Genomic DNA, 21276 nt, shown 5'->3' with positions numbered 1-21276 from the left:
CTACGCCCCCGCCTTCACGATCATTTCATTGAGCAGGGCGGCACCGCGCACGACCACTTGCGATGAGGCATCCAGACCGGCTGTGACGGCAAAGCTGCCATCGGTGCCCGTGTCCTTGCCCTGCACCTGCACGCGCTTGAAGTGCTTGGCGTCGCTCTGCACGATGACGTAGTAGCTGCCGCGTTCCTTGACCAGCGCGGACTTCGGCACCACCGAGGCCATGCCGGTGCCGATCTGGATGCGCGCGGTCGAGTACATCTCGGGGCGCAGCAGGCCGTCGGGGTTGGGCACGTCGCAGCGCACGGTCAGCGTGTGCGTGGCCGGGTCGATGTTGGGGGCGATGAAGCTCACGCGGCCGGTGAAGTCACGGTCCGGATACGCAGCTGTGTGCAGCGTGATCGGCTGGCCGATATGCACGCTGGCAATGTCGTTCTCATACAGATTGCCGGTGAACCACAACTGGCGCGTATCGACGATGCTCATGAACGAGTCGCCCACGTTCAGGAAGGCACCTGGGTCCATGTTGCGCTTGACGATGGTGCCCGAGATGGGCGCGCGCAGCGTCATGTGCTCGGCGGGCGCGCCACGCTTGGCAATCTGCGCGACGTCCGCGTCGGTCAGTCCCAGTACGTGCAATCGACCCGCAGCGGATTGCACAGTAGCGTCCGCGTCCTCCTGCAAGTCTTTCATGTTGGAGCCCTTGAGCTGGCGCGCGGTGTTGAGCGCAAGCAGGTACTCCTTCTGGGCGGAGATGAAATCTGGTGAGTACAGCTCCGCCAGCGGCTGGCCTTCTTTCACCAGTGCGCCTTCGAACACCAGGATGCGATCCAGTCGGCCCGCCACGCGGGAAGACGCCAGCTTGGTGCGCTCGGCGTTGAAGGCCAGCTTGCCGGGGCTGGACAGCTCCACCGGTACGGTGAGCTGGCTGACATGCGTGATCTGCACCTGCTGCGGGTCGAACCCGCCAGCCGGGATCTCCACGGAATCGGGCTTCGGGCCCTTGGCGGTGGCCAAAGGGTGTTCAGAGCCGGAAGCAGCACTGCTGGCGGGCTTGGCAACTTCAGCCGGGGCGGCGGGCCATTTGCGTCCAGCCACCACGCCAACGGCAACAGCGGCGGCCAAGGCAATCACAGCAACGATAGGAGAGAACTTCTTCATGGTCTTATTGAGCTTGAACCGGCGAACGGCCGGTGGCCGCGAGCAATGCGTGATAGGCCTGCAGGGCCGTGGCCTGCGCCTGGGCGACCGCCAGTTCGGCGTTCTTGAGTGCGCCCTGCGCGGTCAGCAGGTCATTGAAATCGGCGTTGTTGCTGGCGTAGTTGGTCATCGTTACGCGATAGGCCGCCAGCGCCTGCGGCAGTTGCCGCTGCTTGTTGAAGTCGAGCTGCGCAAGCGTCTGGCGCAGCGTGTTGTACGAGGTATCGACGGCCAGCAACGTCTGCTGACGCACAGACACGTCATTGGCCTCGGTAGCGATCTGGCTTTCCACCGCCTGGTTCACGCCGTACTTTTCCTTGGTGAAGAACCAGAACGGAATGATCAGATCCAGCTCGATCTGATAGCTGTTCGGGCGTACGCCGTACGGCGGGTTGTCTGTTGTGACGGTGGCAATGACCTGGAAGTCGGGCAGGTAGGCCTTGCGCGCCAGCGTCACGCTCTTGCGGGCTGCGTCGATCAACTCGGCTGAGGCCTTGATCGATGGGTGCTCGCGCAGGGCCCGGTTTTCCAGCTCGGGCAGCGGCTCGTCGGGCAGGCGCACGGATTCATCGTCGGTGCGCAGCTCCAGCGGGAAGGTCGGGTCTTTGCCGATGAGGGTGTTGAGTGTCTGCAGCGTGATGTCGTACTGGCGCTGCGTGGCAAACAGATCGTTCTGCGCGCTGCTCTGCATGACCTGCGCGTTCAGGAAATCGGCATACGCCGCCGCGTTGTTGGCGTAGCGCACGCGCGTGATCTGCTTGACCTGCTCCAGGCGCGTGATGGTCAGCTTCTGCACGTCGATCTGCTTCTGCAGCGAGATCGCTTGGTAATACGTGGTCGAAAGCTGTGCGTAGAGCTGCAGATACAACGCGTCGGACTGCGCATTGAGCGACTCGGCCTGGCGGTCAGCAATTTCAGCCGCCAGCGCTTTCTTGCCCGGAAACGGAATCTGCTGCGTCAGGTTGTACTGGCTGCCGCCCGCCCGGTTGACGGCCAGCGGGAACCCCTTGGGGATGCTGTTCCAGATGTAACCGAGCTGCGGGTTGTTGGGCGCGGCCAATTGCGGCGGTACAGACTTGGCTGCCAGATAGACATGGCGGGCCTGCATGAGCTGCGGATTGTTGCTCTTCAGCTCCTGCAGCAGCTCAACCAGGTTGAAGCCAGGGCCGGTCACGCCCGGCACGGACGATTTGACCGGCGGCATGGTGGCCACGGGCATGCTGGCGGCTGCCGGCATGGTCGGCATCGGTACCGGTGTGGCCGGCTTTGACGTGGTAGCCCCTACCGCTGTCAGCGGCAGGCTGGTCGCCACGCACAGCGCGGCCCAGGCACGTGGATGGAATGCACCCCAATATTTCACTGCAGAGACTCCCCTTGAGACGGGAGCGATTTAACCGACGCGATCTTTCAAGCGCCTTTCACGACTCAGCGAGTCGTCAGGGCGCGGAAAAACGCACAAAAACAGGAGGAAATCGCTTCAGGCGGCAGTCTGCGTCAGTTATATGACAAGACATGTCGACCGTCTCAGGCCGTTGCAAGCGGGCACGGCAGACCTACCCGCAAGGCCAGGGCGTCGCGCATGGCCTGCAGGCTGGCGATGCGGGCATCGATGGTGGACAGCTTTTCGCGCAGCAAGGCGGTCACGGCGGCATCCGTGTCGGGCTGCTGCCACACCTGGGTCATGCCTTCGCCAATTTCAGCCAGCGTGAAGCCGAGCTGCTGGGCCGTGCGCACGTAGCGCACCAGTTCAACGGTCTCAGGCGGATAGGCGCGGTAACCGTTGGTGCGCCGCCGCGCGCGGATCAGGCCGCGCGCCTCGTAAAAGCGCAGGCCGTCACGCGATACGCCGGTGGCGGCGGCCAGGTCGCCGATGGAGAGATCGTCGGTACGGGCGGGGAGGGTGGTGGGCATTGAGGGTCTCGCAACGGAATCGAGCTTGACCTTGGAGCGTACACCAGGCTTTACGGTGATGTTTCTTTCACTTCTGGAGTCTCGCCGTGGTTTCCGAATCGACCTTTGTGCGCATCGTGCGCGCCAGTGCCTGGTACGACCTGATCGTGACCGCACCGTTTGCCACGCCGTGGACGTTCGCGCTGCTGCATCAAGTGCTGAATGCCCTGGCAGGAATGCTGGGCATCAGCGGCCTGCCGGCGTTCGAGCCGGCGCATCTGCTGATGGCCAACCTGATGGGGTCGGTGGTGTGCGTCTGGTCGGTGCTGCGTATCCGGCAGGCGAGTGTGACGCTGGGCCGCTACGATGCGGTCGCACGTTGGCTCTTCTCAGCCTGGCAAGTGTTTGCGCTGATGTCAGGGGCCACCCTGCTGGTGGTGCCGTTCCTGATCGCGGAGGTGACTTTTGGGCTGGTGCAACTGATGCCGGTGGGGCGCGTGCCCGCCCGTGCGGGCACGCAAAGCGCTTAGCGCGCGGCCGGCGCCGCGGGTGGCAGGCCGGCTGGGATCAGCGGGCCGCCGCCGAGCACCTGGCTGCGGGAGAGGATCCGCAACTGATTGTCGAGCTTGGCTGGCTCAACGAAGCGTTTGACGTCTTCGCCTGCGCGGCGGGCCATTTCAGCGGAATCTACCCAGCCGGTGAGGGTGACTTTGCCCTCCGGCGTGGTGTGAATGCGGATCTGGCGAGGGTTGAGCGCCGTGTCCTGATCCAACGCTGCCTTCACCTGATACGACAGCAGGGAGTCGTCGGTCATGCGGGCGCCGGTGCGGTCGGGGCCATCGCCCCAGGCGCAGGCGGCCAGCACCGACGCGGCGCCGATTGCAGCCAGCACACCGATCCGCCGGCGTGCCATACCAGCCCGGACCACCAAGGACAACGAGGGGAAGCGCATCGATGCTCCTGAAAAAATGGCGACAGGCCCACATGATAAGCCTGCCGCCCTGCACCGGAACTGCGCGTCTTACGCTCCGCTGGTCAATAGGCGTGACCCGGCGCGGTGGTTTGCTTGCGCTGCCACAGCGTCTGCAATGCCAGCCAGCCCGGCCCGACCGTCGCTACGATCGCGATCAGCACGCCCCATACGAAGTGGAACTCGATGGCTGAGGCCGACAGGCTCGCCCAATACGACAGCGCCGCCACGACGTTGACGAAGAACAGGCCCGCCGCCGCCAAGCGCGGCACGATGCCAATCAGCATCAGCGAGGGGAAGACCAGCTCACCGAACGTGCCCAGCGCCGCAGCCAGCATGGGCGGCAGCAGCGGCACCTTGTACTCCTCGGTGAAGAGCAGCACGGTGGTGTCCCAGTCGTGCAGCTTGGTCAGGCCCGAGCGAAAGAATACGTAGAAGAGGTACGCCCGCGCGATCAGCAAAATGAGCGAGCACAACCCGCTTTGCGGGCCGGCAAAGCGGTCGAGCGTGGCGCGGATGCGCGTGAGCGGGGCAAGCGTGGTGTTCATGGTGTGTCTCCAAGGATCGGGCTGTGGGGTGCCGGGTGCGTGGACAGCGCGAGCAACCCCGCGCGATAGAGGCCGACCAGGCAAGCGGTCAGGTCGAAGTCCGCCTGCGCAGTCAGTGTTTGTGTGAGGGCCGCCTGCAGCGACGACGTTGCATCGCAGGCCGCGAGAAACGCAGCGGTGCTCGTATCAAGATCGAGCACGACCACACGGTGGTCTTGCACGGTGACGATGGCAGCCTCGCTCGTGTCGAGGTCGATGTTGCTCAGCGTGATCGCTGCATCCGGTTGATGGGCGCGCCAGATCGATACCACTGGCCACGTCGACGCCACGCACCACGCGCCGTCGACGAGACCGGCGCGGAGTGTGTCCGCCGGCTGCGCAAGCAGCGTGCCGAGCGCGGTGACGTCCAGCGCCTCAGCGTGTGCGTCGGGTGCGTAGTGCGCCCAGTGCACGCGCCATTCCAATCGCGCCACGTCGGCCAGATACGGCACGCTGTCGGCCAGCGGTGATTGCGCGATGACTTCGGGCAATGCGTCGCCATATCGATGCAGGTTCGCAGAGGTCGAGTCCTGCACTGCCAGCGTGTCGCGCACGATGGCATCAAAGCAGTCATCGCCAACCAGTGCTCGGCAGACCGGATACGCACCGGCCAGCGTGTTGCGCAGGATGGCCAGACGCGCGTTGCGATAGACAGCCACGCCGCGCGATGCGTCACCACTCGCAGGTGCCGTGAGCGTGCTGATCAAGTGGGCTTCCCAGTCAGGCAGGCGCATGGTCGCTCTCCGTGACAGTGGAAGCGGCGTACTGGTCAAGGACGATCTGGGCGCGCTCCGCTTCCTGCAGCAGCACTTGCACGGGCGGGATGTCGGCATCCCACTCGATGAGCGTCGGGCGCGCGCCATGCGCGGCGATCCAGGCTTCGTAGATCGCCCAGACCGACGCATGCACCGGTGCGCTGTGTGTGTCGATCAACATGCCGTCTTCCACGCTGAATCCGGCCAGGTGAATCTCGCCTACCAGCGCCGGGTCGATGTCGGCCAGCACCGATTCAACCGTCACACCGTGGTTGACGCTGTTGACGTAGAGGTTGTTGAGGTCCAGCAAGATGCCGCAGCCGGTGCGGCGCGCGAGTGCGGTGAGAAACGCGCCTTCGGAGACAGCCTCATCGGCATCCACCAGCGCGCGGCAATCGATATACGCGGCGATGTTTTCAATCAGCAGCGGCCGCTTGAGGATGTCCTGTGCGCGCATGACATTGGCGCACACAAGGTCGAGCGACTCGCGGGAATAGGGCAGGGGCAGCAGGTCGTTGACGACCTGGGCACCGCTGCGGTTGAAGCACAGGTGCTCGGAAATGGCGTTGGGTGCCACGGCATCGGCCAGCGCGGCAATGGCGCGCACGTGGTCAACGTCCAGCCCATCGGCATTGCCGAGCCCCATGCCCACGCCGTGCAGGCTCACGGGCTGATGCGCCCGTGCGGCCAGCAGTGCAGCGCGGGCCGGGCCGCCATACAGGTAGTTCTCGCTGTGCACTTCCACCCAGGGGAAGCGGGCTTCCCCGTGAAGCAGAGCAGGAAAGTGCGGGGCGCGCAGGCCTGCACCCGCGCACATCGGCAGAGTCGTCTGCATGGCGGTCACCCGGTCGGTCGGCTGACGCTTACTTGGACATCGGCTGCATCGTGCCGCCCATCTGCGCGCAGGTGCCGGCCGGCACGAACTTCCATGACATCGGGTCCTTGTCGATCTTCGATTGGCCGGCACAGGCGTGGGCGCTGCCCGGGCTGGCGCAGTCGTTCTGACCGGCCTTGGCCACGCCGTAACACTTCTCCTTGCCGGCTGGGTCTGCGGCCTGCACCGGGGTCGACAGGGCGCCCAGTGCGAGCAGGCTACCCAGGGCGGCGGCGATCATGGCTTGTTGTTTCATTTGCGTTCTCCTTGATTGAGCAGGTGTCTTTCACCAGCGAAGGCGTGATTGCCTTGCGGTACGGTGCGCTGCGGCGATGCGCAAACGCGTTCCGTGCAACTTGGTCGTCGCACTGACAGATTCCTGATACGGAAAACGAAATTTTTTTTTGAAAGGTGAAGGACCGCGTCGCCCAAACAAAAAGGCGACCCAAAATGGGCCGCCTTCAGGCAGAAAAGGGCTTGCATCAATAGATCGTGCGCGACGCGTTTTTAGTGCGCCGCCAGCGGTTACCCCGTATGGGGCACAACTTTTTTCAGCTTACGCGGAAATGCTCAATGCTCTGCCCGGCGTTGACTGCGCGCTGCAGCCAGTCGGGCATGTCGCCTGCGCCGTCCCAATGCTGACCATCGGCACTCATATAGACGGGGCCGGCGGGTGGAGGGGGTAAGTCGAAGCAGCCACGTGCCTGCAGGTCTTCGACCGACAGGGCATAGGTTTGCATTTGTTCCCGGATCCAGGCGATCGCGACTTCGCGGCCCGGTTGCGGCGGGTGGCCTTCCTTCATCTTGTGCGTATGTTTTGGAGTTCTGTGTCCGCCCGGCGCCAGGGGAGAGAGAGTCGGGCGCAAGTCGCGCCCGGGGCCGGCGGAAAACGCACAAGAATAACAGCAGTTGGGTGGCAGATTCGTGTTGTGGGTGTTGCGGCTTATTGCATTATTTAACAGCGGTTGAATTTGCCCCCGGACGCAGCCACCGATATGGGGACCACCCCAGGTTCATGCCGGCCGCCGCCAGCAGGATGGCTCCAGCCCCCAGAAACTGCGCCAGTTGCAACCGATGCCCGAAGGCAATGATGTCCACCGCAATGGCAACGATCGGGTAGATGAACGACAACGACCCCGTCAAATGTGTCGGCAACCGTTGAATGGCGCCATACAGCAGGATGTACATCAGCCCTGTGTGCACCACGCCCACCGTCACCAGCAGCCCCCACGTATACGCATCGGCCGGTGGGTGTGACAGGTTGGCCAGCGGCGCCAGCATCAGCACGCCCACGCACACCTGAATGAGCGCAATCAGGTGCGGCGGCGTGCCGGCCAGCTTCTTGGTGATGATGGCCGCCACCGCATAGGCAAACGCCGCGCCCAGCGCCAGCGCAATCCCCATCAGGTAATCCGTGCCCATGGTGGCCGCCGGCCCCACCTGCACAATCAGCACCACGCCGATGAAGGCGATGGCCAGCCACGTCAGCTTGGCCGCCGTCAGCTTCTCTGACAAAAACAGCGCGCCCAGCCCGACCAGCATGAACGGTTGCGTGTTGTAGACCGCCGTGGCAATCGAGATGGACGCCCGTGGATACGCTGCGAACAGCAGCAGCCAGTTGATGACGATGGCCACCCCGCCCAGCGCGGCAATGCCCGCGCGCTTCCACGTGATGGCACCGCGCAGCAGCCCGAGCCCCGCGCATACCGCCAGCAGCGTGATCGCGCCGAACAGGCAGCGCCAGAACACCACGTCCATCACCGGTTGGCCCGAGCGGACCACGAACCAGCCGATTGTTCCGGAAATCGTCATGGCGGCGGTCATCTCGACCGTGCCGCGTGTCTTCTCGTTCATGCCTGCCACCCTGTGCGTTGGATGTGAGAAGGATCGCATGTGGATCGCCTGACTTCCATTGCTTTTCTGAGGCAAACTATGTGTTCTTGCTAATGAAGTAAGGCAAAAGGCACCAACGGCCGTTTGGAGGAGCAATGATCACGATAGATGAGCTGGACCAGCGGATTCTCGACGTCCTGCTGACCGATTCCCGCATCTCGCTCAAGCTGTTGGCAGAGCAGGTGGGGCTGTCGTCTCCGAGCGTGTCGGAGCGTCTGCGTCGGCTGGAGGAGCGCGGCGTGATCCGCCACTACACGGTCGACATCGACCCGAAGGCGCTGGGCTACCCGCTGCAGGCCATCGTGCGGGTGCGGCCCATGCCGGGCAAGCTCCATATCGTGCAGAAGCTGATCGAAGAGATTCCGGAGATTGGCGAGTGCGACAAGGTCACGGGCGAGGATTGTTTTATCGCCCGGCTGTATGTGCGCTCGATTGACCAGCTCGACCACATTCTCGACCGCGTGGCAGACCACGCTGAGACCAACACCGCCATCGTCAAGGCCCAGCCGGTGCGCCGGCGTGCGCCGCCGTTTGCGCCGGCCGACTGAGGCGTTGACGGTTATGCAGCGACGGCCTGCTGGTGGATGGCCGCGTGGGCCATAGCCTGCCGCAGATCGGCAATCAGGTCTGCCGGCGCCTCCAGCCCAACATTGAGGCGCACCAGGCGGCCGCGATAGTGGCGGTTCGGGCGCGCCAGGCCGGGATACGGCATCACCAGGCTGCTCGTGCCGCCCCAGCTCATGCCGATCCGGAACACGCGCAACGCATCGATGAACGCGTTGACCTGTTCGGCGGACACGCTTTCCTGGAACACCACCGAGAACACGCTGGTCGCGCCCGTGAAGTCGCGCTTCCAGAGCTCGTGACCGGGGCACGACGGTAGCGCCGGATGCAGCACGGTGGCGATGCCTTCCTGCAGATGCAGCCAGCGTGCCACCGCCAGCGTGGAGGCCTGCAGGTGTTCGAGCCGTAGCCCCAAGGTTTGCAGGCCGCGCAGGGCCAGGCTGCAGTCATCGGGCGATGCGCCCATGCCCAGGTCCGCAAACGCGCTGCCCACGCGCTCGAACATTGCCTCCGAATTGACTGAGATCGAGCCGAGCAACAGGTCGCTGTGGCCACCCACGTACTTGGTCAGCGCCTGCATGCTGATGTCGACGCCGTGCGCGAAGGCATCGAAGTACACGCCGGCTGTATACGTGTTGTCGAGCGCCACCGGCACGCCGCGCGCATGCGCCGCTGCCACGATGGCCGGCACATCCTGCACTTCCATCGTGACCGAGCCGGGGCTTTCGGTCCAAATGAGCGCGGTGTTGGGGCGGATCAGCCCGGCAATGCCGGCGCCAATGAGTGGGTCATACGTTTCCACCTCGATGCCCATGCGTTTGAGCAGGCTGTCAGCCATGCTGCGGTTGGGGCCATACGCACTGAATGGCACCAGCGCATGGCTGCCCGCACTGCAGCAAGCCAGGTAGACGAGGGCGATGGCTGCCTGCCCGCCCGGCACGATAAAGCTGTGGCGGGCGCGTTCCAGTTGTGCAATCCGCGCGCCAAGTTCAATGGCAGTGGGCGTGCCGTAGAGGCCGTAGGTATAGCCGTGCTGGGCATGGCGCCAGTCGTCCACGACCTGCGCTGCGTTGTCGAACAGGACGGTCGAGCCGCGGTAGACCGGTGCGACGAGCGATCGAAAGCCGCCTGGGGCAAGCGGATCGGGGCTGACAAGCTGCGAATGCAAATGCATGGCTGGGGCCTCTGCGGACGAATGACCATGAAATCCTATGTCACGTCCATAGAGCAATTTCCGCTATTCTGCGCAGTCAGACGCAAAAATTTCTCACACAGAGCCCGCCATGGCCGCGCAAAACCCGCTCGAACTCGACACCTTCGACATCGCCATCCTCAACGCCGTGCAGCGGTGTTACACCACGCCGCTGCGCGTGATTGGTGAGCAGGTGAGCCTGTCGACGGCGGCCGTGCAGCGGCGCATCAAGCGGATGGAAGAGGCGGGCGTCATTGTCGGCAACGTGGCGGTGGTGGACCCGGAGCGGGTGGCCAAACCCATCACCGTGATCGTCGAGGTGCATGCCGAGCGCACCAATACCGCGGCCATGGTTGCGCTCAAGAAGGCGCTGTCCGGCCCCGAGGTACAGCAGTGCTACTACGTGACCGGCGAGGCTGACTTCGTCCTCATCCTGAACGTGGCCACGATGACGGAGTACGAAGCCCTGGCGCGCCGCATGTTTGACGACAACGACAATATCAAGTGGTATCGCACGGCGGTGGTGCTCAACCGCGTGAAGGTCGGGCTCGAGGTGCCGCTGGGCTAACGCCGTACAGCCCACCGCCTGCGCAAGGCGTCAATACGGGGATGAGGCTATAGTGCCCGAGCGCGTTGCTTGATAACGTTTCGCGCGCCATAACACGACGCCGGCACGACTGGCGTCCATGAAGGTACCAAAGGAGCTCCTATGCAGAATCCAAGAACAGGCATGCGGTGGATCGCCGCCGCAATCGCATCGATCAGCATCACGACCGTCGCACACGCCGCATCCGTGGCACCGGTTGCCGCGGAAAACGGGATGGTTGTCGCAGCACAGCATCTTGCAGCCAAGGTCGGTGTCGAAGTGCTCAAGCGCGGCGGTAACGCAGTCGACGCTGCCGTGGCAGTCGGCTACGCGCTGGCTGTGGTCTATCCGGCCGCAGGCAACCTGGGCGGCGGCGGTTTCATGACCATCCAGCTGGCTGACGGCCGCAAGACTTTCCTCGACTTCCGTGAAGTCGCGCCGAAGGCCGCCACCGCCAACATGTACCTGGACAAGGACGGCAACGTCATCAAGGGCGCCTCCACCAAGGGCCACCTGGCCGTGGGCGTGCCGGGCACCGTGTCGGGCATGGAATACGCGCGTCAGAAGTACGGCACCATGCAACGCGCTGCACTGGTCGCACCGGCCATCTCGTTGGCCGAGAAGGGCTTCACCCTCGACCAGGGCGACGTCGACATGCTGCTGACGTCGACCAAGGATTTCCAGGAAGACGCAGCCTCGGGCGCGATTTTCCTGAACAAGGGCCAGCCCTTCCAAGTGGGCGAGAAGCTGGTCCAGCATGATCTGGCCAAGACGCTGCGCGAGATCAGCAACAAGGGCACCGACGGCTTCTACAAGGGCTGGGTCGGCGAAGCCATTGCTGCATCGAGCAAGGCCGGCGGCGGTCTGATTACGACGGCTGACCTGAGCAGCTACAAGACGCGCGAACTGGCGCCGGTCGAGTGCGACTACCGCGGTTACCACGTGGTATCGGCGCCGCCCCCGAGCTCGGGTGGCGTGATCATCTGCGAAATGTTGAACATTCTCGAGGGCTATCCGCTCAAGGAACTGGGCTGGCACTCCGCGCAGGCCACGCACTACCAGATCGAAGCCATGCGCCACGCTTATGTGGACCGCAACAGCTACCTGGGCGACCCGGACTTCGTGAAGAACCCGCTGGACCGTCTGCTGAGCAAGGACTACGCGGCCAAGATCCGTGCCGTGATCGACCCGAAGAAGGCCGGTGTGTCGAAGGACATCAAGCCGGGCGTCGAGCCGCATGAGGGCAGCAACACGACGCACTACTCGATCGCTGACAAGTACGGCAACGCGGTGTCCGTCACGTACACGCTCAACGATTGGTTTGGTGCCAAGGTTACGGCTGCCAAAACGGGCGTGATCCTGAACGACGAAATGGACGACTTCACCGCCAAGGTCGGCGTGCCGAACCTGTACGGTCTGGTGCAAGGCGAGGCCAACTCGATCGCCCCGGGCAAGCGTCCGCTGTCGTCGATGAGCCCGACCATCGTCACCAAGGACGGCAAGCCCGTCATGGTGGTTGGCACGCCGGGTGGCAGCCGCATCATCACGGCCGTCATGCTGACCATGATCAACGCCATCGACTACGGCATGAACGTGCAGGAAGCCGTGGACATGCCGCGCTTCCACCAGCAATGGCTGCCGGACGTGACCAACGTCGAGCCGTATGCACTGTCGGACGATACGCGCAAGATCCTGACCTCCATGGGCCACAACCTGGGTGCGCCGCAGCCGGCCAACCACCTGGCAGCCATCATCGTCGGGGCGCCGTCGCTAGGTGGCAAGCCGGTGGGCAACAACAAGTTCTATGGCGCGAATGATCCGCGTCGCAATACGGGTCTGGCTGCCGGTTATTGATTGGTAGTGCAGTACCCGCAGTATGGAAAAAGCCCGCATTTGCGGGCTTTTTTCTTGGTGGTGCGAGGAGGTCAGGCCGCAGCGGTCAACACGGGCAGATTGCCCTCGCCGAAGCCGTGGTGCCCGCGCCGCTGCACGATCTCGAAGAAGATCTCGCCGGGGTGGCGCTTGACGAAGGTTTGCAGGAACAGCTTGGGCACGCCGTCGACGATCTCACCATCAATGAGGACGCCGTACTGGCGCAGGGCATTCAGATCCAGCCCATGCCCGGGCAGGCGTGTATCGACAGTGTCGTAGTAGTGCGGCGGGGGCTCGACGAAGGTGAGGCCGTTGGCGGCCAGTGCCGCAGCCGTATGCAGGATGTCGTCAGTGGCCAGCGCAATGTGCTGTACGCCTTCACCGGGGTGGTCGGGCAGGTACGCGTGCATCAGGTGCGCGCGGTGCGTGCCCTCTTCATACAGCGGAATGCGGATCGTGCCGCACGATGACACCATCACGCGGGAATCCGCCGCCACGTGCCAGTTGGCATGCAGCTCGTGGATCTCGCTAAAGCCGAGCTGGTTGCGATAGAAATCGATCCAGTCCTGCAGGCGGCCGGCGCCGACGGTCTGCGTCAGGTGGTCGACCCGCGCCAGCCCAACACCGGCATGGTGCCAGTCTTCATGTGCGGTGGCGGGGTCCAGCGGTCGGAAGTCGATGTCGTAGATGGAGATGTCGCCCAGGCCGCCTTTTGCGCCGTGCTTGCCGCGCCAGCGGTCGACAAAGTACAGGTGCGTATCGCCCACGCCCTGGATGGCGGGGATGACCAGTTCGCTCGGGCCGATTGGTTCGGCCTCGGCCGGCCATGCGCCGAGTTCAACCGCACGGTCGTAGGCGTGCTGCGCATCATCGACGCGGATGCCGATCGCACAGATGCCCACGCCGTATTCCTCGGCCCAGCGGTGCGCGAAGGAGTCGGCCTCGGCGTTGACGAGGAAGTTCATGTCGCCTTGCCGGTACAGCGTGACATCCTTGCTCACGTGGCGTGCGATGGCTTTGAAGCCAAACGATCGGAACATCTGCCCCAGTGCCACTGGCTCTTGTGTCGCGAACTCGACGAATTCCAGGCCGGCGGTCTTGAAGGGCAAGTCGGCATTGCGGCCCATGTGTGAACTCCTGTGACTGAGCAAAGCGTGAGAACACCGCATTGTGTACCACGCACGTGGCAATGCGCATCCAGCCGCCGCTACGCAGCCGCTCTTTGCAGATTCGACAGATGCGGCAGCCTTGGCAGCCAGAGGAACGCGATCGATGCCAGCACGGTGCCTGCAAGCATCATCGGGGCGACCATGGGCCATGCGCCGAGGCTGTGCGATGCGTTGTCAAAGGCGGCCGCAGTCTGCCCCAGGCAGAAGGCAGCCAGCATCATGATGAAGCCCGACCATGACACCGCGCGCCCGGCAAGATGCGGCAACTCGCCCACTGCGCCTGCCTGGCCGCAAGGCTGGTGGATGCCGTGGCCCATGCAATAGACGCCATGCCCAAGCAGCAGCGGCCATGCCTCACCCGGAAGCAACCAGCAGCCCAGCCCCTGGATGCCGGCGCCGCACAGGCTGAGCGCTGCGCCCTGCTGCACGGTCCGCACGAGGCTCTGGCGACGCAGCAGACGCCGGCAGCCGGTCGTACTCACGATATAGACGAGCGAACCGCCGGCCGGTATCCAGCCGTACAGCCCAGGCGACAGGCCAAGGTATGCGATGTACACCATCGGCGAGAGCAGCAGGAAGCAAAAGATGCCGGCATACGTCGTGGCGGCAAGCAGCCCCCAGACGCGGAATTCCGCGCTGGCAAAGATCTCGCGTACACCGCCTGCCTGGGTGTGCGTGTCTTGCCGGGTTTCGGCAAAACCGTACCAGCACATCGCCCACAGCACGATCGCATAGCCGCTCATGCCGGCAAGCACCCAGCGCCAGCCGGCATGCTGCGCGACAAAGGCGCCAAGAATCGGCGCCACCAACGCCACGAAGCCCAGCCCGGTGAGGCCGCGCGCCATCACATGGGGGCCATCGCGCGCCGGGTGCAGATCGCGTACGGCCGCACGTGCGCACACCAGGATGGCCGCCATGGAAAAGCCTTGCATGGCGCGTGCTGCCGTCAGCATGGATGCCGTCATCGCCAGGGCACCGACCAGCGCAGCAATGGCGTAGCACGCCAGCCCCACCAGCAGCACCTGCCGGCGGCCAAAGCGATCGGCCAGGCTGCCCATCGGCAGTTGCCCAATGCCAAAGGCCAGCGCAAACACCGTGAGGCTCGTGCTCGCCGAGCCCAGCGCCCGGGCAATCGCGGGCAGGGCGGGGAGGTAGCTGTCGGTGGCCACCGGTTGTGCTGACAGCAGCAGCGGCAACAGCAGGGCAAAGCTCAGTGTGCGGCGGGTCATGGGGTGTGGTGCGGCGCCATGCGTTAGTACGCAATGGCTGCGGTGCTTCGTAGTTCTTCTGCGGTAGCGGTGCCGAATCCGAAGAACTCCAGGTAGGCCGGAATCATCTCGAACAGCATGTCGGTACCGACCTGGACTGCGCAGCCCTTGTCGAGCACAGCACGCAGCAGCGGGGTGTATTCCGACTTCATGACGACCTCACCGACAAAGCAATCGGGCGAGATGCGTGCCACATCGAAGGGCAGTGGATCGTCTTCCTTCATGCCGACCGGCGTGGCGTTGACGACCACGTTGAAGCCATCCGGGTCATTCGAGCCGGTGCGCACCACCAGCGCCGGGTAGTGCTCGCGCAGGCGTTGGGCCAGTGCTTCAGCAGAGGCTGCGCGCGTGTCGTACAACGCCAGTTCGCCCACGCCGGCCGCTGCCAGAGATGCTGCAATCGCCGAGCCCACGCCACCCGCCCCCGAGAGCAGCACGCGCGCCCCCTCAAGCTGCCGCCCCTTGCGCAGCACGCCGCGCACAAAGCCTGCGCCGTCGAACTGGTCACCCAGCAGCGTGCCGTCGTCGCGCTTGCGTACCGCGTTGCAGGCGCCGGCAACGCGTACGGCCGGCGTGACCTCATCCACCAGCTCCACCGTGGTCACCTTGTGCGGCATGGTGATGAGCGCGCCGCGCAGGTTGGTGAAGCGGAAGATCGACGCAAAGCTCTGCGTGTAGTCCTCCGCCTTGACCCCCATGGGCACCACAACGGCGTCGATGCCTTTCTGCTCGAACCAGGGGTTGTAGATCATCGGCGACTTGAACGTCTCGGTCGGGTAGCCGATGTGGGCGATGAGGGTGGTTTTTCCGGAAATCATGGTTCAGGAGGTGCGTGTTTCAAGCCGCCAGGGCCCCGGCCCGCTGGCGGGCGTACTCAGCTTTGTCGACCGGTTGGGCGGTCGGTTGGCCCAGTTCATCCATGTGGATGCGGTAGGTCTCGCGGGCGCTCATGGCTGCCACGGCGGCAATGATGGTTACGCCGAAGGCGATGGCACCCACCGTCAGCCAGATGTTGTCGGCACCTGGAGGCGCCACGGCTGTGAAGAGCGCCGGCAGCATGGCGGTGATGGCGGTGCCGATGTTCTGCGAGATCGCCATTGCAGAGACACGGGTGCGCGTCGGGAACAGTTCCGGATAGAAACTCGGGAACACCGCGTTGTAGCCCTGGTAGACCACGCCCCACATCAGGATCGACATGGCAAACGCGAGCGGCACGTTCTTGATGCTGATGGCATACAGATAGCCAAACGCGAGCAGGCCGGCGAGCAGTGAACCGATCACGATGGGTGGCTTGCGGCCGATGCGGTCGGACAGATCGCCCACGTACGGAATCACCAGCACCGCGACGATATTGCCCACCACCGGAATCCACAGGTAGATGTCTGCGGCAAAGCCGATGCCGTAAGCGGGTTGCACCGCATAGGCCGCGCCGAAGATGGTTGCCACCACCGGAATCACGTTCATCAGCGCCATGCACACCACGCGCAGCATGTCGGGCGTGCTGTATTTGAAAGCGTCGAGGACGGGTGAGCGGGGGCGGCCTTGTTGTTGCTGCTCCGCTGTAAAGGCCGGCGTCTCGTGCACCTCGCGGCGGATGATGTAGCCCGCAATGATGACCACGAAGCTCAGCAGGAATGGAATGCGCCAGCCCCAGGTGTTGAACAGCTCGGCAGGCATGTAGTGCGCCAGCGGCAGGAACACGGCGGCTGCCAGGATCTGCCCGGCCTGCACGCCTTGCAGCGTAAAGCTGGCAAAGAACCCACGTCGGCCAAACGGCGCGTGCTCCAGGATCATCGAGCTGGCACCGGAAATTTCACCGGCCACGGCAAAGCCCTGGATCAGACGCATGATGACCAGCAACGTCGGCGCCAGCAGGCCAACCTGGTCATAGGTCGGCAGCAGACCCACGCCGATGGTCGAAAACCCCATCAGGAACATGCATACCAGCAGCACGTTCTTGCGCCCGTGCGTGTCGCCCATGTGGCCCAGCACGAACGCGCCGATTGGCCGCGCCACGTAGCCCACGCCATAGGTGGCAAGCGAGGCGATGATGGCCGTCTTCGGATCGCCCTTGGGGAAGAAGATCTGCGGGAAGATCAGCGCTGCCGCGGTGGCGTAGATGAAAAAGTCGTAGTACTCGAGCGCCGAGCCGATCCAGCCGCTGGCAGCGGCTTTCTTCGACTGGTGCTTGCCCAGGGGCTCGTGGGCAGGGGCTGCGGTCATGGTGGTCTCCGGTTTATCTGCGGGGCCTATCGTGCGGTGAAGGGCCGTCTGTACACGCACCGCAGCGTAGTCCGGCGGCATGGCCGGGCACAAGCAACTGACGGTGGAAAACGTTCGATAATCGCACGGAATGGTGCGAATAACGTACGACTCAAGGGTTTCTCCGAGTCTGCTCGGACGCTAAGGTGTTGAGGCGCCAGCAACGAAAATGCGCTGCGGGTTACAGCACCCGCATGATCGACAGCGCGGTGTCCTGCAACACCTGCAGCACGCGCTGCAATGCGTGCTCGGTGGTCTCGTCGCCGACTTGCATGTTGACGCTCAGTGCAGCAATCACGTTGCCATGGCGATCACGCAGCGGCACCGCTACGCCACGCACGCCGATCTGCAACTGCTGCTCGACCACGGCGTAGTCCTGCCGGCTGGCCTTGCGGATTTCCTCCAGCAGCCGTTCGCGCTGCAGGATCGTGTACGGCGTATAGGGCGTGAGCACGCAGGTTTCCAGCCAGGCCTTGACCTCCGGCTCGGGCTGCGCGGCCAGCATCATTACCCCGGCGGATGCGAGCGGCGCCGGCACGCGCGCACCGAGCACAAAGCCCGTGCTCATGACGCGGCTGGTGCTGGTGCGTGAGATGAAGACCAACTCCCAATCGTCCAGCACGCTGAGGTAGGCCACCTCGCCAACGGCGGCCGTCACCTGCTGCAGGAAGGGCTGCACCGTGCGCGGCAAGCGGGCTGAATCGAAGTACGACCAGCCCACCTTCAGCACGCGCGGCGTCAGGCTGAACAGCGTGCCTTCGCTGGTGAGGTAGCCGAGGTGTTCCAGCGTCAGCAGGTAGCGGCGCGCGGCCGTGCGGGTCAGGCCGGTCAGCTCAGCGGCCTGGGTGGGGGTTAGCCGTGGGTGCTCATGGTCGAACGCCTCCAGGATGGCGAGCCCCTTCTCCAGCCCGGCGATCCAGTCGCGCCGGTCGAGCGGTTCTTTCTTCATGGCGATAACCCTAAAAACGAGCGATATGTGCGCACGATTGTACGATCATCGCACGCTGTTGCGCGAATGCCGCTTGTGATGGCAAGGGGTGGGCACCTACGCTGCGGGCATCGTCTGATCACCGTATCGCCATGAATTCGCTTCGCCCCGCGCTTCCCTCAGTCCGCCGTCCCAAATGCATCGCCACCGTTTGCCTGTCCGGCACGCTGCCTGAAAAGCTGGAAGCCGCCGCCGCTGCGGGCTTTGACGGTATCGAGATCTTCGAGAACGACCTGCTGAATTTCGACGGCTCGCCGGCCCGCGTGCGGCAGATGGCGGCGGACCTCGGGCTGGCGATCATGCTGTACCAGCCGTTCCGCGATTTCGAGGCGATGCCCCCCGAGCTGCTGGCCCGCAACCTGGTGCGCGCCGAGCGCAAGTTCGACGTGATGGCGGAACTGGGCGTCGAGACGATTCTGGTGTGCAGCAACGTGCAGGACATCGCCATCGACGACCCCGCGCATGCTGCGGACGATCTGCGCCAGATGGCAGAAGCGGCCGCACAACGCGGGCTGCGCGTGGGCTACGAGGCGCTGGCCTGGGGCCGGCACACGCGGACTTGGCGCCAAGCATGGCAGATCGTGCAGCAGGCCGGCCACCCCGCGCTCGGGCTGATTTTGGACAGCTTCCACACGCTGTCGCTAGGCGACACGCTGGATGGCCTGCATGACGTTCCGTCGGAAAAGCTCTTCTTCGTGCAGTTTGCGGATGCGCCCAAGCTGTCGATGGATGTGCTGTCCTGGAGCCGGCATCACCGTAATTTCCCGGGGCAGGGCGATCTACCTGTGACGGCGTTTGCGCGCGATCTGCTCGCCGCTGGTTATGCGGGGCCGCTGTCGCTGGAGGTCTTCAATGACGAGTTTCGCTCCGCCCCTGCGCGCCAGACCGCCCTGGACGGCATGCGTTCGTTGCGCTGGCTGGAGTCGGAAGCCGGCGGCGCGGAGTTGCCCGCACCGGCCCGCTTTGCCGGCGTGGATTTCCTGGAATTTGCCGTGGACGCCACCGCCGGGCGCGAGCTGGAAACGCGTCTGCGTGCGCTGGGGTTTGGCTTCGCTGGGCACCATCGTTCCAAGGCGGTTGATCTGTACCGGCAGGGCGGTGTGAACGTGATCCTGAACATGGAGCTGGACAGTGCGGCGTCTGAGCACTTCCAACTGCATGGGCCATCTGTATGCGCGATCGGCCTGAAGGTGGACGATGCCGAGCGCGCAATGGCACGCGCACGCGCGTTGTGTTGCCAGGAGTGGCGCGGGCCGGTGGGTCCGAGTGAGCGCAGCATTCCCGCGTTGCGCGCGCCGGATGGCACGCTGCTCTATCTGATTGACGACCGCCAGGCCGATCGCAGCATCTACGAGAGCGATTTTGTTCTGCAGCCCAACGCGCAAGCCGACGCGGCAGGGTTGGCATCGATCGACCACGTCGCGCAGGCGCTGCCCGCGCATCGGCTCGACAGCTTTGTGCTGTTCTACCGTGCCATTTTCGGCATGCAAGCCGAAGCGGTGCAGGAGATTGCCGACCCCTATGGCCTTGTGAAAAGCCGCGCGATGGTGAGCCCCGACCGCAACGTGCGGATTCCGCTCAACGTGTCGGAAAGCGGGCGCACGGCCACCGGCCGGTTCATTGCCGCCTATGCCGGTTCGGGCGTGCATCACGTTGCCTTCCGCACCGACCGGCTGTTCGAAACCATTGAAGCCATCGACCGCGGCGCGGCCCACCTGCAGCACGTGCCCGAAAACTATTACGACGATGTCGCCGCCCGCCTGGGGCTGGACGACGCGCTGCTCACACGCCTGCACGACGACGGTCTGCTCTACGACCGCGACCTGCACGGCGATTTCCTGCACGTCTACACCGAGCCCTTCCGCGAGCGCTTCTTCTTCGAGCTGGTCCAGCGCGACGGCTACCTGGGCTACGGCGCCGCCAACGCTGCAGTGCGCATGGCCGTGCAGGCGCAACTGAGCCTTGGCGCGACGGCGGGCACCACTACGGTCGACCACTGATCCACGACAACTTTGTCGCCCTCGGCGTGTGCGGCCGTGGGCGTTTTCCGGCAACACCACGGCTGCGCGGTCAGCCATCGCACATCCGTACCCATCACATCAAAGAGGAGACAAGGGAGCCATGAACAAAACAATGATCGCCGCACTGGTACTCGGAGCCACGAGCCTGCCGGCAGCAGCGCAAAGCGCAGGCGGTGTCACGCTCTACGGGCTGATCGACACCACCATCCGCTACAGCACGCACGAAAACGCGGCGGGCAACAGCAATCTGCAGATGATGGACGGCGTGCTGACCGGCAGCCGCTGGGGCCTGCGCGGCACTGAAGATATCGGCGGCGGCACCAAGGCCATGTTCATCCTGGAATCGGGGTTCTTTCCCGACACCGGTGGCAGCCAGCAGGGCGGCCGGCTGTTTGGACGCACCGCGGTGGTCGGCCTGGAGGGTGACTACGGCAAGCTCTACCTCGGCCGCCAATACACGCTGGCGCACGAGGTCTTGTCTTCGTATGAGGCGATGGCGTTTGCCAACAACTCCATCGTTGGCTATCAGGGCGGCAACTACACAGGCCTGCGCTACGACAACACGATCAAATACATCAAGTCGTTCGGTGGTCTGCAGCTGGCCGGTGCGTGGACCTTTGGCGAGGCCGCGGGCAGCTTCAGCAAGAGTTCGGCCGGTGCGGGTTCGATCGTCTACAGCATGGGGTCGGCTGAAGTGGGCGCGGTGTATCAGGTCACGCACGACGTGTCTTCAGCGTTCTTCGGTGCAGTGCCGGCGGCGCTTGCCAGCAAACAGACGGTGTGGGGGTTTGGTGGCAAGTGGGACACCTCCATTGCCACCTGGTATCTGGGCTACACCAACAACCGCCTGGACGTGGCTGACTACAAGAACCAGGCCGCCTATGTTGGCGCGAAGGTGCCAATCTCCGGCCCGTTGAGCTTCATCGGCACCGTGCAGTACGACTGGATGAAGCATCTTGATGCCAGCGGCAAGCGCCTGACCACCGCTGGCATGCTCGACTACGCCTTCAGTAAGCGCACGGATGTGTATGCGGAAGTGGACTACACACGTCTGCAGGGTGCCTGGATTGCGCTGAACAGCGCTGCCGCGTTCAACAACTCGGGCAATACGTATGGCAACAACTCACGGCTTGGCGTGATGTTGGGCGTGCGCCATAAGTTCTGAGTGGTGCCCGCGGGGCACTGCAT

General features: G+C 64.3%; 22 protein-coding genes. 6 read left to right on the top strand and 16 right to left on the bottom strand.

Annotated elements, in window-relative coordinates:
- From PI87_RS15530 to PI87_RS15520, 3 genes are all read right to left on the bottom strand, one after another.
- Complete coding sequence (locus PI87_RS15530; protein WP_039598629.1) at nucleotides 1–1158, bottom strand: efflux RND transporter periplasmic adaptor subunit; 1158 nt, start codon at nucleotides 1156–1158, stop codon at nucleotides 1–3.
- Between the two features lie 4 nt (nucleotides 1159–1162).
- Nucleotides 1163–2557 carry a TolC family protein gene (locus PI87_RS15525; protein ID WP_198139570.1) on the bottom strand — a complete coding sequence of 465 codons (1395 nt, stop codon included), beginning with the start codon at nucleotides 2555–2557 and terminating at the stop codon, nucleotides 1163–1165.
- Between the two features lie 164 nt (nucleotides 2558–2721).
- Nucleotides 2722–3108, bottom strand: coding sequence for a MerR family transcriptional regulator (locus tag PI87_RS15520; RefSeq protein WP_039598628.1), 387 nt, complete (start codon nucleotides 3106–3108; stop codon nucleotides 2722–2724).
- An 86-nt stretch (nucleotides 3109–3194) separates the two neighbouring features.
- Here PI87_RS15520 and PI87_RS15515 point away from each other — a divergent pair, with 86 nt between their 5' ends.
- The gene (locus tag PI87_RS15515; RefSeq protein WP_039598627.1) at nucleotides 3195–3617 is read left to right on the top strand and encodes a hypothetical protein; all 423 of its coding nucleotides are present in this window, start codon (nucleotides 3195–3197) and stop codon (nucleotides 3615–3617) included.
- On the opposite strand, the gene PI87_RS15510 is transcribed toward PI87_RS15515, so the two are convergent.
- From PI87_RS15510 to PI87_RS15480, 7 genes are all read right to left on the bottom strand, one after another.
- Nucleotides 3614–4039, bottom strand: coding sequence for a BON domain-containing protein (locus PI87_RS15510; protein ID WP_039598626.1), 426 nt, complete (start codon nucleotides 4037–4039; stop codon nucleotides 3614–3616). The genes PI87_RS15515 and PI87_RS15510 overlap by 4 nt on opposite strands.
- 83 nt (nucleotides 4040–4122) lie before the next feature.
- The gene (locus PI87_RS15505) at nucleotides 4123–4605 is read right to left on the bottom strand and encodes a DoxX family protein (protein WP_039598625.1); all 483 of its coding nucleotides are present in this window, start codon (nucleotides 4603–4605) and stop codon (nucleotides 4123–4125) included.
- Nucleotides 4602–5378, bottom strand: coding sequence for an HvfC/BufC N-terminal domain-containing protein (locus tag PI87_RS15500; RefSeq protein WP_039598624.1), 777 nt, complete (start codon nucleotides 5376–5378; stop codon nucleotides 4602–4604). Before PI87_RS15500 ends, PI87_RS15505 begins: the two co-directional genes overlap by 4 nt.
- A complete protein-coding gene (gene bufB, locus PI87_RS15495) occupies nucleotides 5365–6234 on the bottom strand; it encodes an MNIO family bufferin maturase (protein ID WP_039598687.1) in 870 nt (289 codons plus the stop codon). The genes PI87_RS15500 and bufB overlap by 14 nt, the downstream gene beginning before the upstream one ends.
- 28 nt (nucleotides 6235–6262) lie before the next feature.
- Nucleotides 6263–6529, bottom strand: a complete 267-nt coding sequence (locus PI87_RS15490; protein ID WP_039598623.1) for a BufA1 family periplasmic bufferin-type metallophore — start codon at nucleotides 6527–6529, stop codon at nucleotides 6263–6265.
- 295 nt (nucleotides 6530–6824) lie between these two features.
- A complete protein-coding gene (locus PI87_RS15485) occupies nucleotides 6825–7013 on the bottom strand; it encodes an H-NS family nucleoid-associated regulatory protein (protein ID WP_442965493.1) in 189 nt (62 codons plus the stop codon).
- Between the two features lie 211 nt (nucleotides 7014–7224).
- Nucleotides 7225–8127, bottom strand: a complete 903-nt coding sequence (locus PI87_RS15480) for a DMT family transporter (protein ID WP_039598621.1) — start codon at nucleotides 8125–8127, stop codon at nucleotides 7225–7227.
- A 134-nt stretch (nucleotides 8128–8261) separates the two neighbouring features.
- Here PI87_RS15480 and PI87_RS15475 point away from each other — a divergent pair, with 134 nt between their 5' ends.
- On the top strand, nucleotides 8262–8714 hold the full coding sequence (locus tag PI87_RS15475) for an Lrp/AsnC family transcriptional regulator (protein ID WP_039598620.1): 453 nt from the start codon (nucleotides 8262–8264) through the stop codon (nucleotides 8712–8714).
- Between the two features lie 11 nt (nucleotides 8715–8725).
- Here the strand turns inward: PI87_RS15475 and PI87_RS15470 are convergent, their stop codons facing one another.
- A complete protein-coding gene (locus PI87_RS15470; RefSeq protein ID WP_269746645.1) occupies nucleotides 8726–9943 on the bottom strand; it encodes a cystathionine beta-lyase in 1218 nt (405 codons plus the stop codon).
- Between the two features lie 70 nt (nucleotides 9944–10013).
- Between PI87_RS15470 and PI87_RS15465 the strand changes: the two genes are divergently transcribed.
- Together PI87_RS15465 and ggt are read left to right on the top strand one after the other, a co-directional pair.
- A complete protein-coding gene (locus PI87_RS15465) occupies nucleotides 10014–10490 on the top strand; it encodes an Lrp/AsnC family transcriptional regulator (RefSeq protein ID WP_039598618.1) in 477 nt (158 codons plus the stop codon).
- A 141-nt stretch (nucleotides 10491–10631) separates the two neighbouring features.
- Complete coding sequence (gene ggt / locus PI87_RS15460; RefSeq protein ID WP_039598617.1) at nucleotides 10632–12362, top strand: gamma-glutamyltransferase; 1731 nt, start codon at nucleotides 10632–10634, stop codon at nucleotides 12360–12362.
- A 71-nt stretch (nucleotides 12363–12433) separates the two neighbouring features.
- On the opposite strand, the gene PI87_RS15455 is transcribed toward ggt, so the two are convergent.
- The 5 genes from PI87_RS15455 to PI87_RS15435 all read right to left on the bottom strand — a co-directional run bounded on the left by PI87_RS15455 (nucleotide 12434) and on the right by PI87_RS15435 (nucleotide 18028).
- A complete protein-coding gene (locus PI87_RS15455; RefSeq protein WP_039598616.1) occupies nucleotides 12434–13507 on the bottom strand; it encodes a 4-hydroxyphenylpyruvate dioxygenase family protein in 1074 nt (357 codons plus the stop codon).
- Nucleotides 13508–13587: 80 nt separating this feature from the next.
- On the bottom strand, nucleotides 13588–14778 hold the full coding sequence (locus PI87_RS15450) for an MFS transporter (RefSeq protein ID WP_039598615.1): 1191 nt from the start codon (nucleotides 14776–14778) through the stop codon (nucleotides 13588–13590).
- A 23-nt stretch (nucleotides 14779–14801) separates the two neighbouring features.
- Nucleotides 14802–15635, bottom strand: coding sequence for a shikimate dehydrogenase family protein (locus PI87_RS15445; RefSeq protein ID WP_039598614.1), 834 nt, complete (start codon nucleotides 15633–15635; stop codon nucleotides 14802–14804).
- A 19-nt stretch (nucleotides 15636–15654) separates the two neighbouring features.
- Entirely contained in the window at nucleotides 15655–17040 is a 1386-nt protein-coding gene (locus tag PI87_RS15440; protein WP_039598613.1) for an MFS transporter, read from the bottom strand.
- Nucleotides 17041–17260: 220 nt separating this feature from the next.
- The gene (locus tag PI87_RS15435) at nucleotides 17261–18028 is read right to left on the bottom strand and encodes an IclR family transcriptional regulator domain-containing protein (RefSeq protein ID WP_039598612.1); all 768 of its coding nucleotides are present in this window, start codon (nucleotides 18026–18028) and stop codon (nucleotides 17261–17263) included.
- A 131-nt stretch (nucleotides 18029–18159) separates the two neighbouring features.
- Here PI87_RS15435 and PI87_RS15430 point away from each other — a divergent pair, with 131 nt between their 5' ends.
- Entirely contained in the window at nucleotides 18160–20067 is a 1908-nt protein-coding gene (locus PI87_RS15430; protein WP_052321562.1) for a bifunctional sugar phosphate isomerase/epimerase/4-hydroxyphenylpyruvate dioxygenase family protein, read from the top strand.
- Between the two features lie 121 nt (nucleotides 20068–20188).
- A complete protein-coding gene (locus PI87_RS15425; protein WP_039598611.1) occupies nucleotides 20189–21253 on the top strand; it encodes a porin in 1065 nt (354 codons plus the stop codon).
- The last annotated feature ends 23 nt before the right edge of the window (nucleotides 21254–21276 follow it).

The organism is Ralstonia sp. A12 (genome assembly GCF_000801955.1).
In the GTDB taxonomy this organism is placed as follows: Bacteria; Pseudomonadota; Gammaproteobacteria; order Burkholderiales; family Burkholderiaceae; genus Ralstonia.
Note: the sequence above shows the minus strand (reverse complement) of the source record. Positions and strands in the feature narration are given on the sequence as shown.